This is a genomic window from Cuspidothrix issatschenkoi CHARLIE-1 (assembly GCF_002934005.1).
Classification (GTDB): domain Bacteria; phylum Cyanobacteriota; class Cyanobacteriia; order Cyanobacteriales; family Nostocaceae; genus Cuspidothrix; species Cuspidothrix issatschenkoi.
Genome location: NZ_PGEM01000036.1, coordinates 679 through 17325, shown reverse-complemented (window position 1 = coordinate 17325; position 16647 = coordinate 679). Strand labels below are relative to the sequence as shown.

The following is a 16647-nucleotide window of genomic DNA, read 5'->3' as shown; positions in this document are numbered from 1 at the left end:
TAGGGGAAGAATAAATTTACCACATCTATGGATGATTTGATCGCCACTAGGAAAGATATTCACTTGCTTTAACACTTATATTCTGGTTTGATTCCTAAAGTTACTTGTGTAGGCCACTAAACAGTAACAGCTAAGAAGATTCTCCCAGATTCAAAAGCAGTGGGTTTAGTTCTAAAATTTAATAGGATTCCTCAGACTTGTAGGTTTAGGGGGCAACCATGAAAAACCTTTCTCCCGACCACCTCACAACTTTTCAATTCTTAACTGAGTAGTATGGATAAGAGTCTTATATATATTTAAGGATGTAGAATTTTGATAACTAGGGCTTGACGCAAGGACTATTCAGTGTCAACGATCAAGAGTAAAGAGGGGAGGATGATCAAGACTCAAGCAGTAAAGAAAATGTATTTTTATACTTCATGGTATGGCTGATACCAAGCTATGTTATCAGGTTTTATCCTTCCCTAGCAGCATGATTTTACCGGCAGGTCAGGTAAAACAGAAGATTTACACTCAAAATTTGGATTGATAATAATGGAAGTTATTTTTAAGATTGCGCGACAACAAGAACATTCTGGGCCTGTTTTCCAATCATACGTTTTGCAGGTAGAATCAGGTAATACTATCCTTGACTGCCTGAATCAGATTAAGTGGGAACAAGATGGAACTTTAGCATTTCGCAAAAATTGTCGCAATACAATTTGTGGTAGTTGTGCAATGCGGATTAATGGGCGCTCTGCTTTGGCTTGTAAGGAAAATGTGGGTAGTGAACTAGCTAGACTGGCAAAAATCTCATCATTTGCAAATCAGTCTCCAACTACTCCAGAAATTACGGTTGCACCCTTGGGGAATATGCCTGTAATTAAAGATTTAGTTGTAGATATGAGTAGTTTTTGGCATAATTTACAGACCGTTGCCCCCTATGTGAGTACAGCAGGTAGACAAGTTCCAGAAAGAGAGTTTTTACAAACCCCCCAAGAGCGATCGCTCTTGGATCAAACGGGTAATTGTATTATGTGTGGTGCTTGTTATTCCGAATGTAATGCCCGTGAAGTCAATCCTGATTTTGTTGGACCCCATGCACTGGCTAAAGCATATCGCATGGTGGAAGATTCCCGTGATAGCAATACAGAAAAACGATTAGAACATTATAGTGAAGGAACTCAAGGAGTTTGGGGTTGTACTCGTTGTCTTTATTGTGATTCAGTTTGTCCCATGGAAGTCGCACCCCTAGAACAAATTACCAAAATTAAACAGGAAATTCTCGAACGCAAAGATAAAAATGATAGTCGTTCTATTCGTCATCGCAAAGTTTTAGTAGATTTAGTCAAACAAGGCGGTTGGATAGATGAACGACAATTTGGTATTCAAGTAGTTGGTAATTATTTCCGCGATCTTCAAGGATTACTGGGTATTGCACCTTTGGGTTTAAGAATGTTAGTTAGAGGTAAATTTCCCCTTTCCTTTGAACCATCCGAAGGAACTCAACAAGTGCGATCGCTCATCGAATCTGTACAAAAGAGTGATTAGTCAGTTGTCAGTTGTAAAAGAATATTTTTCTTCTGCACCCCTGTTCCCTCTCCCCTAACCTGGATCTTGACGAATATTCAATCTCCGTCCAAAACGGTCATAAACTAAGACATCCCATTGTCCATTATTGTTATATTCAAACGCAATTCTACTACCATCAGCACTAATTGTAGGATTGCGGACTTCTCCCTGTAAATCTCCAGCTAAATTGCGTGATTGACGGACATCTTTATCATAAAGAACAATTTGTGTTCTTCCTTGACGACTAGCAGCAAAGACAATAAATTTACCATTCTCAGAAGCTCCAGGATGGGAAGCAATTGTATCAAAGGAATTTAAGTCAGGTAAATATACTAAATCACGAGTTAATGTATCAAACATATATACATCTTGACTGCCTCGGCGATCGCTCGTAAACACAATATATCTCCCAGAAATTTGCGGATTTAACTCCGAAGCAGAACTATTCAGACTTCTACCCCCTGGATCAAATGGATAGCTAAGTAAACGCGGATAGCCAAAACACCCAGTTAATAAAGTCGAACATAAAATTAAAGAAGGCAGGAGGCAGGAGGCAGTAGTTCGACTCCCTTCGACTTCGCTCAGCGCAAGTTGCTCACCAACCGGAGGCAGAAGGCCGTTTTTGGAACGAGGATTTATACTCCACTCCAAAAATTTTCGCCTTAACAGGCGAGATATTAGACCAGATTGTTTCAATAGAATAATTGATAATTTGTAATTCATTTAAGGAATGAGGGAACAGGGAACAACAGCAGGAAGGACAGAGTGCAGGGAATTAATAAACAAATTACCAATTATCAATCTTGTCAATCTTGAAATCCTGTAAATCCTGATTCAGACAAAATAATTTTTAATTGGTATTCACCGTTGCCCCATTAGGAATATCTAACTCTACAGTTGGGCCCCTATCAAGAACTTCAATGTCCCATTGTCCACGACTAGAAGATTCAAAAACAACATAACGTCCATCAGGACTAATACTAGGATTTCTCACCCACCCACGAAAAGTAGGAGTGAGAATTTGTGAATTTTGGGAAGCCCGATCATAAAGTGCTACCACAGGTCTACCTTGTTCACTGGTAATGTAGCAAATATAGCGACCTGTATAACTTAGGCTAGGACTTTCTGCAACTACTGATTGTCGGTTTAAACCTGGTGTAGGAATAAAACTTTGATTTTCCAAATCGTATAGTAACAACTGCTGATAACGAGAACGATTGGAAATCAAAGCCAAAAAACGGCCATTACCACTTATTGCCGGTTGTTCTTCAGTATATCGGCTATTGAGAGAAGTAACTCCCATAGGGATATTATCAGCAGTACAAGATATCAATAAACTCGTTAATCCAAAAATCAGGCTCCAATAAACAGACTTTTGGAGCCAGAAACCAGATGTAAATGTTTTCACATCACTGTCCCTTACCCGCCCCAGCTTTTTTAAATGTCATCATCAAAATCAGAATTATCTGGTTCGTTATTTGGCTTATTAATGGGATTATATGGTACATATTCCGTTGGTATTGCCTCATCATCATCCTGTCTTCTGGGCGGAACAGAATCTCTGGGAGGACGGCGTTTTCTCGGTCTAGGAGTTGGCGCAACATCATCCTCACGGCTTTCTGGACGCTGAGGGCGATTATTACCACTACTACCACTACTACCACTATTATTCCGCCGTGGTGGTTTTCTCACTTCCTCTTGAGAATTAGAACTTTCCCAATTATCAGCAGTTCTGGGAGCAGAACCCCAATTTTCTTCATCATAACTGTCACTAGGACGACTGACTGAACGCCCAGAATTAGGACGACGCTTTCTTTCTGCTGCATCTGGTCTTTCTCTGGTTCGGCGTTCTGAACTCCGTGGAGGTTGATCTTCGTAATAGTCATCACGGTTGGAACGATCATCTCGACTACCCCGAATTCTTGGACGTGGTGGTGGTTCTTCGTCCTCGTAAGGTAGGGGTTCTAAATCTGCATCCATTTCCGCTTGATAGTTACGCCGTTCAGTGTAAGAATATCTACGACTCACTTCCCGTTCATCATCCACAATAGGAGTATTGCGTTTTGCTTGTTGAGTAGCGATACTTCGCAGCCGAATACTTTCAACCGCAAAAAATACCGTCGAACCTACCAACAACAATTGACCAAATTGCAAAATCGGGTCTAGTCGCCACCCTTGGAAGACGAGAATAAACCCACACAATAAACCCACCGCAGCAAAAAAGATATCTTGATCTCTTGACAGTTCTGGCCGGACAGAACGCAGAAAATACAATGCTGCTCCAGCCACAGCCAGAAAAATTCCGAGAATACTGGCTGAGTTCGCTCCAAAATTTACCTGAGCCAAAACACTGGCTGAGTTCAGCCCCAAATTAATCATTGGTGTTTTCCTAATATCAAATCTATATTAACGAGTTACACTTACCATCACTACTTTAACCAGTCATAATATTGTAGAAGAAGAATACAAAAGTTCAGGAGAAAGGAGAAGAAAGAAGAAAATTCTTCCCCAGTCTCCAGTCTACAAGGATTAAAAACGTTGGATTTTATCTTTTTGGCTAATGAAAATTAGACCAATAGTAGCAGGGATAACTACGATGGCAGTACCCCAAACCAGACTCCAAAGAAAATTTGCTAAAGAGGGTGTCATAGTTCTCAACCTTTTTTTACATAATCTATTGTAATTTTAATCTGGCATCGCTTTCTTGGAAAGTAGATCAGAATTATATATCTAGAACTTACGCACTGTACAAATTCACCATGATGTGCATGAAGCAAAATCCGTTGTTTCAGGCTTTTGGAGATTAACTTCTGCTCAATAGCGAAGTGCTTGCAGCAGCGCTTCACTATCGCTTAAAAATCATGAAAAAATCACGTTAAAATCCCCGAAACCCATACCCCATATTTGGTTGGTTCTGTCAATGTGTAAGTCCTAATTTTGTATTTATTTTGACTTCTGGCACAAAATATGTATGTCTATTGATTAAAAAAAATGAGATTTTTTCTCAAAATTAATGATAATATTTTGCAGTTAGTGTATTCTAAGGAAGGAAGCTAAACTCCAACTAACTCTCAAATTTACGCTGTGAGTTTCTAGTTTTACTGCAACTTTATAGCATTTTGAGGGCTATTCCCTTGAAATCTTCTAGCTCAGATATAAATAGAAAGCACGTTATTGATATAAATTGGGCAGATAGTTGGCAGGTTTATCAACGCTTGCAAGAGTTAGATATTCCTTCCATCTATGAAACTAATCGGCCTTTAACCTTTGAAGTATAGTTAAACAATTTAATGCTTTTCGTCAAGATTTGATTGGTAATGTTGAAAATTGTTGGCATGATTTTTATACCAATTCTATTTGAGGTTGGGCTAAATAAATTTGATAAAGACGTTTCTGTGAAACGTCTCTACAACGAAAACTAAAGCGCATCTTCATCCAGAAATGGTATTACCAAAAATTTTAGTTAGACAAATAGGTTAAAAAATGAGTATATCTACTAATTCCGCAGTAATAGAATTTTGTTTTGAAGGCAGATTTATAGATTTTTTGATTAAAGATGGATATAAGTTAAAAGGCTTGTTGTTATGGACTTCTGAGGGTGAATTTTACATAAAATTAGCCAAACATTTACGGAGTGCTTTTGATTTGCGTTTACCCAAAGGTACTTGGTTGCAAGTTGTGGGGACAAAACAGTATAACGCCAAAAAAAATCAGGTAACACTGGTAGCAGAACGGGTGATGGCTGCAAGTGCTGATATGGGAACAGTTTCAGCGCCGAATCCAGCTAAGACTCAGCCAGCCAAAACCCAAACAATTTTAGTTTGTCAAAAATCTGATTGTATGAAGCGTGGTGGCAAAGCTTTGTGTCAAGCTTTAGAGTCAGAGTTAAGAAATAATGGTTTAGAAGATGCAGTCAATATTAAAGGTACTGGTTGCATGAAAAACTGTAAAGCTGGGCCTAACTTAGTAATGCCAGATAAAACTCGTTATAGTAAAATCAAAGCCGAACAAGTTCCAGCTTTAATAGATAAGCATTTCTCTGGGGAATATCGGGAGAAAATTAATGTCAAACCTAGAGCGATATTATCAAAATAAGGTAAAAAGTAAGTCCTATCATCTATCAATCGTTCACACCTAAATTCCCGACTTCACCAGATAAATTCATCATTTATTTTTTCTCTAGAGTAAATGGCGTTTTTACCATAACATCTGTATTCATCAACGTATCCCAAAACCGAAAATACAGACCATAATTACAATTGAATTTATGATGATGGAGGGTATGGTGAGTTGGTGTAATCCAATTTTTTCCCCAAAAACCACGCATCCATGAACGGGGGTAAACTTCATAACCTGTATGATTAACAACGCCAAATATAGTCATTAATATTAGCAATGAAACCACCATACTAATGTGAATGGGAATAATAAAAACTAGAACAGGAATAATAATGGCTGTAATAATACTCTCAACTGGATCAAAAGAAAAAGAAGTCCAAGGTGTAGGATTAATAGATTCGTGATGTACTTTATGAAAGCGGCGATATATGCTAGGAATATGTAACCAGCGATGAGTCCAATAAAAATAAGTGTCGTGTAAAAACAAATATATAAAAAGACTCAAAGGTAAATACAACCAGCCATATTCGATAGGATTTATGTAAACTTTTGTCTGTCCCAAGGCAATCATTTCCATGATAAAAGCACTTGGTAATGCGAAAATGAGACAGGAAAAGATAGACCATTTAATTTCACTTTTTATTTTACTCTTACGTCTATCTAAATCATGAAGACGACGCACCTCCCAAGATTGGGGACGACGTACCCACAGTAACCAATAGAGAACAGAAGATACAATCAGGTATCGTGTTGACAGTATAGCAAACATAAACAAAGTGGAGATTCCAAATTGCTTCATATCAAATTAAAAAGTATAAATTAAGCTGTTATAGGAGTTATGTAAGTAAGTAGACAAGAATAAATCAAGGTACATTAAGTAATCTAAGAAACCTGGAGATGATTTCTTTATAAGGGCTTCAGTCCTCAAATCAGGAATCTATTCCTCATTATAAACCTTGAATTATTGAGTCTGTTTTACGTAATTCCTATGTCAGTGACATTAAATAGTAAGAGTATTTATTAGTTTTTGTAGAAAAATCCCTATTTATTTTAATCTTTCTCTAGATGAGATCAAAAAAATTCCCCTTTCTCACAAGAAAAGGGGGAAAATGTAAGTAGGTAAACCGAAAAATTTAAAGGTATGTGAAGAAAAGTAAAATCGCCCAAAACTCTCTTCGGTGTTCCCTGTTCCCTGTTCCCTGTTCCCCTGCCCCAACGACAATTTTTAACGCCAACCTACTTAGTTATAAAAACCAACCGTAAGAATGTAAACCTTTACCCAGAAGATTCACACCGAGATAACAAATCCAAACGACAACAAAACCAGCAGCAGCGATAATTGCAGGTTTTCTACCTTGCCAACCACGAGTGATTCTAGAATGGAGATAAGCAGCAAATACTAACCAAGTAATTAACGCCCAAGTTTCCTTGGGATCCCAACTCCAGTAAGTACCCCAGGCTTCATTAGCCCAAACTCCACCGGCAATAATACCAATGGTCAGGAGGGGAAATCCTAAGCCAATGATGCGATAGCTGATATTATCCAGGGTTTCTGCGAGGTTAAGCCGTTGGGGTGATAGTGTTTGAGTGGTTTGTATGGGGGTAGTGGTGACTACATCTAAAACCGCCGTGCCATTTCCGTTTTTATTCGTTTCAATGCGAGAAAATCCATTATTTTCCGCAACAGGTGTAGATAGAACTAACTCGCCAGCTTTGAGGAGTTTGTAACCATTACTTCGGTAGCCACCTGCACCCACGGAACTACCTTGCAGTTGGATATTTTGACCACGGGTGACAATTAAAAAAGCGATCGCTAACAATGCCCCCACCATCAAAGCGGAATAACTTAACATCATCACACTAACGTGCATCATCAGCCAATTGGACTTTAAAGCCGGCACTAAAGGCTCTGATACCTGCATATCTGACGGTAAAGTCAAAGTAGCAAAAGCTGTAATTCCCATGGCTACAGGTGCAGTCACAACCCCCACCAAACGACTACGACTGCTATTTTCGGCAATTAAATGGACAGCAGTAATTCCCCAAGTGAGGAAAAATAGAGACTCATAAAGATTACTGAGGGGAAAATAACCCGCTTCTATCCATCTTGCTGCTAATAGGGTAGCAATAGATAAATTAGCGATCGCCATTCCGGCTGTCCCCAAAGCCGCTGTCACCGATAAACTCGGAAAAGCCGCCCCCACCCAATACACCAACATCGTACAGAATAAGACAGCAAAAGAGGCATTATCTAGCCAGTTCTGGAGTACAACCAGATTCATAAACACTTCTCTCCAGTGGATGCTTGAAAATATCAATTCCGATTATCTCGATCCTAACTGGTTTTGGGAATTAGTAATTGGCAAAATTAACCTTCATAATTCATAGCGCCTAAATATTTAGTTAAATATCCAGATGTGTAGAGATTTAGCAGGTATGCAGGGGTTTAGCAGTGCTAAACCCCCACTATAGAATCACAGAATTAAGACGTTTTGAATATAAATTAGTCCGTGAGTTGCCCAAACTTGCTCACAAGCCAAGAAGTGGAGAAACTTTATAAGAAAAATGCCGAAAACCCTTGAAGATGTGACTGACTCAGGAAGTCACATCTGTGCTTTAGACAAGGGATGAATGCTAGTTGCAGGATTTATCCTGCATTGACGTTAATCGCGTTGCTGCTCAATATATTTCTTAACCGTTTCTGTGCAAATATTCCCAGCAGTGCTTACAAAATAGCTTGGTGTCCACAACGTAGGTATTTTTAAAAGTTCGGGAAATTCTTTCCTAAGATGATGAGAAGCCCTGCCTTTAATTTTCCTCATAATGCTAGACGGATCATCGGTTGGCTTCACGTTTAAAAACAGATGGACATGATCCGGCATAACCTCCATAGCAATAATTTTCCACCTATTCTCTACAACCAACTCGCAAATAATTTGCTGCAACCTCTCTGCAACAGCACCTACCAGGACTTTTTTCCGCCGCTTAGGAATAAAGACAAAGTGGTAATTCAGAAGCGATACCGCATTGCTTTCGTGTCTGTACTCATCTGGAGAAAACTTCGCCATAATTTAAAAAGATTTGCTTGCTATCTGTATATAGCTATTGTATAATAGTTACAGGTCGTAAACAACAAATCAATAAAACCCATGATAGTTCTAGAATATAAACTTAAAGGAAAACAACATCAATACAACGCCATAGACGATGCAATTCGGACTACCCAATTCATTCGCAATAAAGCGATTAGATATTGGATGGATGCACCCCGTGAGTTAAAAATTGATAAGTTTGCTCTTAACAAATACTCTACGGAACTTCGGAAGGAATTTCCTTTTACTGCTGAATTAAACTCAATGGCTGTGCAATCAGCAGCAGAAAGAGCTTGGTTCGCTATATCCAGGTTTTACGACAACTGTAAATCTAATAAATCCGGGAAAAAGGGATTCCCCCGTTTTCAAAAAGATTGTCGTTCTGTTGAATATAAAACATCTGGATGGAAGTTACACAAAACTAAACGACGCATCACTTTTACCGACAAAAAAGGGATTGGTGAACTTAAACTTTTAGGTAAATGGGATATTCATTCCTACAACCTTAAAGATATTAAACGAGTGCGTTTAATCCGTCGTGCTGATGGTTATTATGCTCAGTTTTGTATTAGTATTGATGTTGTAGATATTCAATCAAAAACAGGCGAAGAAATTGGTTTAGATGTTGGTATAGAATCTTTTTACACTGATTCTAACGGGCATCATGAACCTAACCCTAAATTTTACCAGAAAGCTGAAAAATCAATCAAACATTCTCAAAGACAAATTTACAAAAAGCGAAAAGGTTCTAGTGGTAGGAAAAAAGCTAGAAAACTTTATGCTAAAAAACACTTAAAAGTAAGTAGGCAACGGAATGAACACGCTAAGAGAATAGCGCGTAACGTATGCAAGTCTAACGACTTAGTAGCCTACGAAGATTTAAGGGTTGTAAATATGGTAAAAAATCATTGTCTAGCAAAATCAATTAGTGATGCTAGTTGGTATTTGTTCAGGCAATGGATTGAATATTTTGCGGTTAAATTTGACAAAGTTGCTATAGCTGTAGCACCATATTACACTTCTCAAAAGTGTTCTAGTTGTGGCGTAATTGTCAAAAAATCTCTATCAACTCGTACCCATAAATGTAGTTGTGGATGCGAGTTGCATAGAGATACAAATGCAGCAATTAATATTTTAAATCTTGCAAAAGCTAGGGGAGGGCATCCCCAAAGTAACGCTACAGGAGTTGAAGCCTCTACTCTACTTGGTGCAAACCTGGTTGAGCAAGTTTTGACTATGAATGTAGAATCCCCGCGTCTTTAGACCGGGGAGTGTCAAGGTATTTAATTCCGAGAGTGAATACAAAATGGCTAAATTTAGTTTATGAGCATTTTGCTATAAACGCAGGGGTAAAAGAAGTTGGGGATCTTGGTACTTATCAATCTTTTGGTAATCCCAAATCTGGTAAATTATTAATGATTTCCACCGTCTCTAAACTCACAGTAATTATCTGTTTAATTAACCTTCAGCGCATTTTTATTGAAGTTTAGTTCCATTTCGCACCCAGTCTGTCATATTGATAAATTCATCCCGATCATAATCTGAAGGTGATCCAAATTGTTTTTCAATTTCCCGCATTTCCCTGTCACTAACACGAGGTATCAAAGCTAAACAAAGAGCAAGTCTTTCTTTAATACTTCTAGCATTGTTTCTCTTACAGTTTCTTGAATCAGAGTTTTAAGTTCTTGTGTTTCCATATCTATTCCCTATCTATTGAGTCAGATTAATTATAAATAAATTTCATCTGCTTAGATACTTAACCAATATATTAACACTTACTCCCACCTGAATACCAAAAACATTATGAGTTGTACCTGATAGTTTAGGATTTTTGCGAACATTCCCCCCTAAATCAAATACATAAATTTGATCAAAATGTTTTTCTAATTCCTGTCTCATTACATCAAAAGCGATTTGTTCAATAAAACGTTGAAGATTACTGACCAATTATCATAGAAGAACCTACCATTAAAGGCTGTGGAAGTGGTCTTCCTTGTAACTGATATTCTTCAATCAAAAGTTCTAATACTTCTTCTCCATTTCTTAGGGCTTCTGCATAAGTTTCTCCGTGAGTATGGGCATAAGGACCGAACTCTGGAAAACTGACTACATATTTTTGATCTTCATCTGACCACTGAATTAATATACTGTAATGATGATTCATAGTTACTCTTCCTCGTTATCTAAATTTTCTAAGTCTCTGAGGGCATTTTTTACGTCGCGTTCTTGATAACGATCTGCATCTGCTCCGTCTTTCCCTGATAATATCAAACTATAGGATAAACTGGGATGACTCCAAACGTACTTATCAATCTTTTGGTAATCCCAAATCTGGTAAATTATTAACGATTTCTACTGTCTCTAAACTCACAGTAATTATCTGTTTAATTAACCTGACAATATATTGTTCATCATCAAGACGATTAGGATCATTTGTAATTTCACTGCGCTTATCTGTGGTAACTTGATATTGATCTATTATCCAATCTAGGGCGGAACGGTTGCCTAAACGATATTCAAATACTTCTGGAGGTATTCCTGTTAAGGTGAGAAAATCGTTATATTTGATTTGGGTTTTATCTTTAGAAAGGCGCATTTTTTCTACACGCCAATCAATGGGTAAGTCTTTATTTTCTATATGTTTAAGGCGATATTCTGGCTGTTTTTCATAGTTAACATGAATTTCTGCTAGTCGTTTTCCAGCTATGACAAAAGGATGGAATTGGGGAGCAAAGGGAATGCGGGGAAGTTCTCTTTTCAGGTTGGCTGCGTAGCGTTTCCGGTAGTGGGGATGATGCAGCACTCCATAGATATAATAGAAGATATCCCATTTAGTGATTGTAGTATCTTGGTAATGGTTTTGATATTGTTTTAATGCCCAATCTGTGATATTTTCTTGGCGGTTTGTTCCGTCTTCGTTGTAGGTGTAGAATGGGAAACATTGAGTTTTTTCTAAAAAATCTAAGCAAGGTATTACTACACTAGCCATACAATGAAATGCTTTACTACTACCTATACCACTCACAGAAATCACCTGATTTTCAATTTCAGTTTCAGCAGTAGGAAAGATTGTGGGAAATTGCCCAGGTCTATGAATTAGAACTTTTTCAAAATAAAGACACTGTTTAGTAAATAGTCTATACAAAGATTTTCTAATTTTTTCTGGATCGAACTTTGTAGAAATTCCAGCATTTAATAATGCTTTCAATTTACTACTCCATTTAATTTTTTCATCATCATATAAAATAAACAAATCTATATTTTTATGAGATTGTTTGTTTTGACCCCATTTAATAACTTGTTCATTATAAGTTTCAATAAAAATATTGATGTTCTTACTTAAATCATCAATATCATAATTATAAACCCAATTATCTCTATTACTATTAACACCTAAACTGTAAATATAAAAGATTGCAGAAGAATTTAAAGATTTAGATTTTGTTTCTTTATTACCTATTGGTAAAAAATCATCATAATCAATTTGGCAGTCTTCAGTTAACCAATTATTGTTTTTGTCTGGTGTAATTTCTTGCCATTCTACATTACCAGTATGTTCAAGTTTTTCTAAATATTTTAACTTTTCTTCCTTTGTCCAAAATTCATCCATTCGCGCATAGTATATTTTAGCTTTTTTCATAAATCCTCTGGTTGTAATTCGTTTTTTTGTTTATCAGCAATGACACGCAGAGCTAATGCTTGGACATTGGATATTGCTTTTTGTTTAGTTAAACCATAAACTAAAACACCAGGTATTTCTAAAATTTCTGCTATCCATCGTCCATCATATTCTTGTTCAACTTCAATAGTAAAGTGATGAGGAAATGATTTTTTCATTTTTACCCTTGTTCCATAGGAATTAATTTTTGTTGATATTTTCAAGTTTTGTAAATATCACCTCTAAAGCCTATGTCATAAATTTGTAGTTCATCTTGTTCTACATCAACTGTAAAAATAATCCTAATTTTACCTACCCTCATTCTTAAGAACCCTTGCCATTCTCCTTCTAATGTTTTTATATCAAGTTCTCCAGATGGTACTAAACCAGATTCTTCAACTGAGTTTAACAGTTGCAATATCTTATTACGTACTCTCTCTGTATCTTTATCTGAAAGTTTTTTGATAAATTTCAGCGCATTTTTACTGAAGTTTAGTTCCATTTCGCACCCAGTCTGTCATATTAATAAATTCATCCTGATCATAATCTGAAGGTGATCCAAATTGTTTTTCAATTTCCCGCATTTCCCTGTCACTAACACGAGGTATCAAAGCTAAACAAAGAGCAAGTCTTTCTTTCTTTAATACTTCTAGCATTGTTTCTCTTACAGTTTCTTGAATCAGAGTTTTAAGTTCTTGTGTTTCCATATCTATTCCCTATCTATTGAGTCAGATTGTTAATTCATCAAGAATTATACCAATAATTATAAATAAATTTCATCTGCTTAGATGCTTAACCAATATATTAACACTTACTCCCACCTGAATACCAAAAACATTATGAGTTGTACCTGATAGTTTAGGATTTTTGCGAACATTCCCCCCTAAATCAAATACGTAAATTTGATCAAAATGTTTTTCTAATTCCTGTCTCATACCATCAAAAGCGATTTGTTCAATAAAACTGTTATTAGTGACAAAAGCAATAATACCCTCTTCTTTTATTCTATCACTTGCCCAACGAATTGCTTTCACATAAGTATCTGAAAGTTTATTTTTATTTGTTGCTTTCGATGCTTTTGCGTAAGTTGCAGACACACGATCATCTATACCTGTTTTATCTTTAGTGGTATATTTCCTATTTTTATTATTATCATTTTCATTCAATTGTCCTGCATTATAAGGAGGATTACCAATAATCACAAAAATATCAGATTGTCTTTGTTTTTCTACTCGTTTCATATTTTCAGGACTAAATAAATCTAATTGTTGGATATTTTGATCCTCAAAAGTATCAACTAAACAAATACCCTCAAAAGATTTATATTCTCCTGCTTGCTCAAAATACTCATGCTCTATATTCATAGAAGCAATATAATAAGGTAATAACATCACCTCATTACAATGTAATTCATGTTCATATTTATAAGGTAAAGCTGATTTTTGAATTTCCGCTATTTCTCGCATGACCCGAATAATAAAATTACCTGTTCCCACAAAAGGATCAAGAATATGTACACCCTTATCAACTAAGGATTTACCAAACTCTCTCTGTAAAATTTCCTCAACACTTTTAACCATAAAATTAACAATTGGTTGAGGAGTATAAACAATTCCGTGGGTATCAGCAACTTTTACAGAAAACCCTTGAAAAAAGCGCTCATAAATTTTATTGAGAAAATCCTGTTTTTGGGAAAAATTATCAATAGTTGCGGCGGTTTCTTCAATTGCACCATAAAACCGATCTAAACTACTTAAAAAATGACTACGACTAAAAGATTTAGAAGTTAAAGCATTAATTACCTTTTCAATTTCTACCGCGATAATATTCCTTTGAGCAAAATCAGGATTATTAAATACACTTCTAAAAATACGCTCAGTTAATAAATGTTGAATTAACATTTCTTCAACTGCTACTTCTGAAAGATTGGGATTAATTGACTGACGACAAAGTTGTAAAAATTCGGCAAAAGCATCAATAAACTTTTTATTTTTTTTACTCTGTTCTCGAATTAATTCTAATAATGCTGTTGCGTGTTCCTTAACCCGAAAACCAAACTCATTAGATGCTTTTTCCCATTGTTCAATTGCGGGAGGACGATATTCAAAAAGTTGTCGTAATACATCTACTAAATTTTGGGGTTTAGTAATATCTTCATCCATTACCAGTTTACCATCCTGGTACAAAATCGCCCTTTCAGGTTGTTGAAAAATAATGTTATCTTTAGGATAATCAACAGCTATTTTTTTCTGGACTTCTTTTTTTAAATTATCTTTACTATCCTTAGCTTCCCAATAAGCGCGAGGCAAATTAAAATCATCAACTAAACCACCATCAACACGCAATGGTTTTCTTTTTGGTCTGGAAATAGCATACTCTTGTATCAAAGTCCATTTAAACTGCTGACAGCAAGATTCAAGCAACTTTTGGAAAGCAACTTTTACCGCAGTTTCATGAACAACGCCCAATTTCTTAAAGTTTTCTAACTCTTCGTAATATTGCTTAATAGGTTTATGGGTTGGTTTGAGGTTAAGACTATACATATCATTAAAACTAGTTTGTCGTTATATTACCATATTCTACTTTTGCTACGGTTAATCATAGGAAATGAATAAGACGCAATTTCTCTTGCTGGGATGGTTGATTAATAGTAGGTAACAGTTCATTGATAGACGTATAGCAAGTGATGACAAAATTGGATCATAATCCTAATAGGACTTACGCAAGATGTAACTGCAACCCTGATTATTTTGTAGGGGTAATTCATGAATTACCCCTACTTTCGTTCTATTTTGCGTAAGTCCTGCCTAAGATAACAGCATTCTAATCGCACTTAAATCACAATATTAGAAAAGCGTTAGCGAAGCTTACCAAAGGTATCGCACATCAACCACATAGGGAAAATGCGATTCTTAAGTCACGTTTCGCTATCGCTCTCAACAACCGATAATACTGTAAGAGCTTTTAACGTTCAAATGTCTTACTTACTGTTATTGCTTTTATTCTGCTGAGTTGTTTTGAAGATTGTAGGGGAAAAGCGCAAAGCTTCATCCTGCTTTTGTTGTTCACGAGCTAAACGCTGTCTCGATTTTAAGGTTTCTCTTAATAAGTACCTAACCCAGCTATCTAAATCTGCCCCAAACTTATACTCATCAAGCAAAGCTTCTTCTAAAAAACCCAGAAATATTTGAACTAAATCAGAAGTAGTCAGTTCTAGATAGCGATTAAAGGAATTTGATTCTTCAGGCCAGTGAGGTAAAGTACGATCCCCTAAACCCATATCTTTCGCTAATTCAATTAGATCATAGTAATCTGTGTACCAAATATCCTTATAGTCCATATCAGGAAATATCCTGGCGTTATTACCAAGGTATACTATTGCTTTCATAAGACTATCAATAACTCGCTGTTGTTCTGGAGCAGAGTAATGTTCTTCGATAGCTGCTCTCAAACTCCGCCCCAATTGATAACCTCTTTGAGAAGTTATCTGTTTATCCCTTTCCAATTGGTCTTTTGAAAGTTTTTCACCCTGAAAATATTCACTTTGAGGCAAGCTGTCATGATTTATTCGCGCCGCATCCAATTCAGGATTATGAGTACCGGAAATGAGTGTTTGTAGCAGCTTTATAAGTGACATAGCAAAATATCCTTATGTCTAAACCTTGATTTGATAAGTAGTATAGACTAAAAATACCTATATAATTAAGTTTTTATTAACAAATTTGCGAAAACACTTACTTATAGCATTATATATCATGATACTGTGTAGTCTAAATTTGTGGTTGGAGTACAAAAGTGATAAATGACATTGATTTAATGAAACTTGTCATCGAAGTAGATCACGAGCTTATTCAAAAAGGGATATAAACCCCTTAACCTCCTTCACATACTCACTTAATGATTACACAGTGGTTGAAACCTAGCAGCAGTATCATACTTGAATATGATCCGCTATTTAACGCATTAGCTAAAATTACGATAGGGTATTTGCAATCAACTGTTAGAACTATTTGAAAAAATCAGTAACCCTTTTGGGTAGGGGTACAAGTATTTATGAACTTTTAATCATTACTACACTATAAATATGATCAGGACTTACGCAAAAATAACCGCAAGTAGGGGTAATTCATGAATTACCCCTACGCAAGAATAAGGTGTTCAGCCACATCTTACGTAAGTCCTAATGATAACAAATCAAATCTAGGAAAATGTGATGAAAGCTATTAT

General features: G+C 36.3%; 19 protein-coding genes. 5 read left to right on the top strand and 14 right to left on the bottom strand.

Features of this window, described 5'->3' with window-relative positions:
- Positions 1-534 precede the first annotated feature (534 nt).
- Positions 535-1530 carry a succinate dehydrogenase/fumarate reductase iron-sulfur subunit gene (locus tag CUN59_RS06215; RefSeq protein WP_104387020.1) on the top strand — a complete coding sequence of 332 codons (996 nt, stop codon included), beginning with the start codon at positions 535-537 and terminating at the stop codon, positions 1528-1530.
- Between the two features lie 54 nt (positions 1531-1584).
- Here the strand turns inward: CUN59_RS06215 and CUN59_RS06210 are convergent, their stop codons facing one another.
- The 4 genes from CUN59_RS06210 to psbX form a co-directional block, all read right to left on the bottom strand.
- Entirely contained in the window at positions 1585-2094 is a 510-nt protein-coding gene (locus CUN59_RS06210; protein WP_207765375.1) for a TolB family protein, read from the bottom strand.
- 307 nt (positions 2095-2401) lie between these two features.
- Positions 2402-2959 carry a TolB family protein gene (locus tag CUN59_RS06205; protein WP_104387018.1) on the bottom strand — a complete coding sequence of 186 codons (558 nt, stop codon included), beginning with the start codon at positions 2957-2959 and terminating at the stop codon, positions 2402-2404.
- 29 nt (positions 2960-2988) lie between these two features.
- Positions 2989-3930 (bottom strand): Ycf66 family protein, encoded by a 942-nt coding sequence (locus CUN59_RS06200; protein WP_104387017.1) that lies wholly within the window; start codon positions 3928-3930, stop codon positions 2989-2991.
- A 150-nt stretch (positions 3931-4080) separates the two neighbouring features.
- Positions 4081-4200: a photosystem II reaction center X protein gene (psbX, locus tag CUN59_RS06195; RefSeq protein ID WP_096669626.1), complete on the bottom strand. Its 120-nt coding sequence runs from the start codon at positions 4198-4200 to the stop codon at positions 4081-4083.
- Between the two features lie 485 nt (positions 4201-4685).
- Between psbX and CUN59_RS22425 the strand changes: the two genes are divergently transcribed.
- Both CUN59_RS22425 and CUN59_RS06185 read left to right on the top strand, forming a co-directional pair.
- On the top strand, positions 4686-4829 hold the full coding sequence (locus CUN59_RS22425) for an Asr1405/Asl0597 family protein (protein ID WP_306460502.1): 144 nt from the start codon (positions 4686-4688) through the stop codon (positions 4827-4829).
- Positions 4830-5034: 205 nt separating this feature from the next.
- Positions 5035-5646, top strand: coding sequence for a (2Fe-2S) ferredoxin domain-containing protein (locus CUN59_RS06185; RefSeq protein WP_104387016.1), 612 nt, complete (start codon positions 5035-5037; stop codon positions 5644-5646).
- Positions 5647-5719: 73 nt separating this feature from the next.
- On the opposite strand, the gene CUN59_RS06180 is transcribed toward CUN59_RS06185, so the two are convergent.
- From CUN59_RS06180 to tnpA, 3 genes are all read right to left on the bottom strand, one after another.
- Positions 5720-6439: a sterol desaturase family protein gene (locus CUN59_RS06180; protein WP_243406883.1), complete on the bottom strand. Its 720-nt coding sequence runs from the start codon at positions 6437-6439 to the stop codon at positions 5720-5722.
- Positions 6440-6914: 475 nt separating this feature from the next.
- Entirely contained in the window at positions 6915-7952 is a 1038-nt protein-coding gene (gene ccsB / locus CUN59_RS06175) for a c-type cytochrome biogenesis protein CcsB (protein WP_104387014.1), read from the bottom strand.
- A gap of 381 nt (positions 7953-8333) precedes the next feature.
- A complete protein-coding gene (tnpA, locus tag CUN59_RS06170) occupies positions 8334-8738 on the bottom strand; it encodes an IS200/IS605 family transposase (protein ID WP_104387013.1) in 405 nt (134 codons plus the stop codon).
- Between the two features lie 81 nt (positions 8739-8819).
- On the opposite strand from tnpA, the gene CUN59_RS06165 reads away from it, so the two are divergent.
- Entirely contained in the window at positions 8820-10025 is a 1206-nt protein-coding gene (locus CUN59_RS06165) for an RNA-guided endonuclease InsQ/TnpB family protein (RefSeq protein ID WP_104387012.1), read from the top strand.
- A gap of 32 nt (positions 10026-10057) precedes the next feature.
- Complete coding sequence (locus tag CUN59_RS06160) at positions 10058-10252, top strand: hypothetical protein (RefSeq protein WP_104387011.1); 195 nt, start codon at positions 10058-10060, stop codon at positions 10250-10252.
- A gap of 446 nt (positions 10253-10698) precedes the next feature.
- Here the strand turns inward: CUN59_RS06160 and CUN59_RS06145 are convergent, their stop codons facing one another.
- From CUN59_RS06145 to CUN59_RS06115, 7 genes are all read right to left on the bottom strand, one after another.
- Positions 10699-10926, bottom strand: a complete 228-nt coding sequence (locus CUN59_RS06145; protein ID WP_104387009.1) for a type II toxin-antitoxin system HicB family antitoxin — start codon at positions 10924-10926, stop codon at positions 10699-10701.
- 144 nt (positions 10927-11070) lie between these two features.
- Positions 11071-12402, bottom strand: coding sequence for a type ISP restriction/modification enzyme (locus CUN59_RS06140; RefSeq protein ID WP_104387008.1), 1332 nt, complete (start codon positions 12400-12402; stop codon positions 11071-11073).
- The gene (locus CUN59_RS06135; RefSeq protein WP_104387007.1) at positions 12399-12599 is read right to left on the bottom strand and encodes a type II toxin-antitoxin system HicB family antitoxin; all 201 of its coding nucleotides are present in this window, start codon (positions 12597-12599) and stop codon (positions 12399-12401) included. The genes CUN59_RS06140 and CUN59_RS06135 overlap by 4 nt, the downstream gene beginning before the upstream one ends.
- 41 nt (positions 12600-12640) lie before the next feature.
- A complete protein-coding gene (locus CUN59_RS06130; RefSeq protein ID WP_104387006.1) occupies positions 12641-12922 on the bottom strand; it encodes a type II toxin-antitoxin system RelE family toxin in 282 nt (93 codons plus the stop codon).
- A complete protein-coding gene (locus CUN59_RS06125) occupies positions 12903-13127 on the bottom strand; it encodes a hypothetical protein (RefSeq protein ID WP_104387005.1) in 225 nt (74 codons plus the stop codon). Before CUN59_RS06125 ends, CUN59_RS06130 begins: the two co-directional genes overlap by 20 nt.
- Before the next feature lie 69 nt (positions 13128-13196).
- The gene (locus tag CUN59_RS06120; RefSeq protein WP_104387004.1) at positions 13197-14963 is read right to left on the bottom strand and encodes an N-6 DNA methylase; all 1767 of its coding nucleotides are present in this window, start codon (positions 14961-14963) and stop codon (positions 13197-13199) included.
- A gap of 437 nt (positions 14964-15400) precedes the next feature.
- Entirely contained in the window at positions 15401-16057 is a 657-nt protein-coding gene (locus tag CUN59_RS06115) for a hypothetical protein (RefSeq protein ID WP_104387003.1), read from the bottom strand.
- Between the last annotated feature and the right edge of the window lie 590 nt (positions 16058-16647).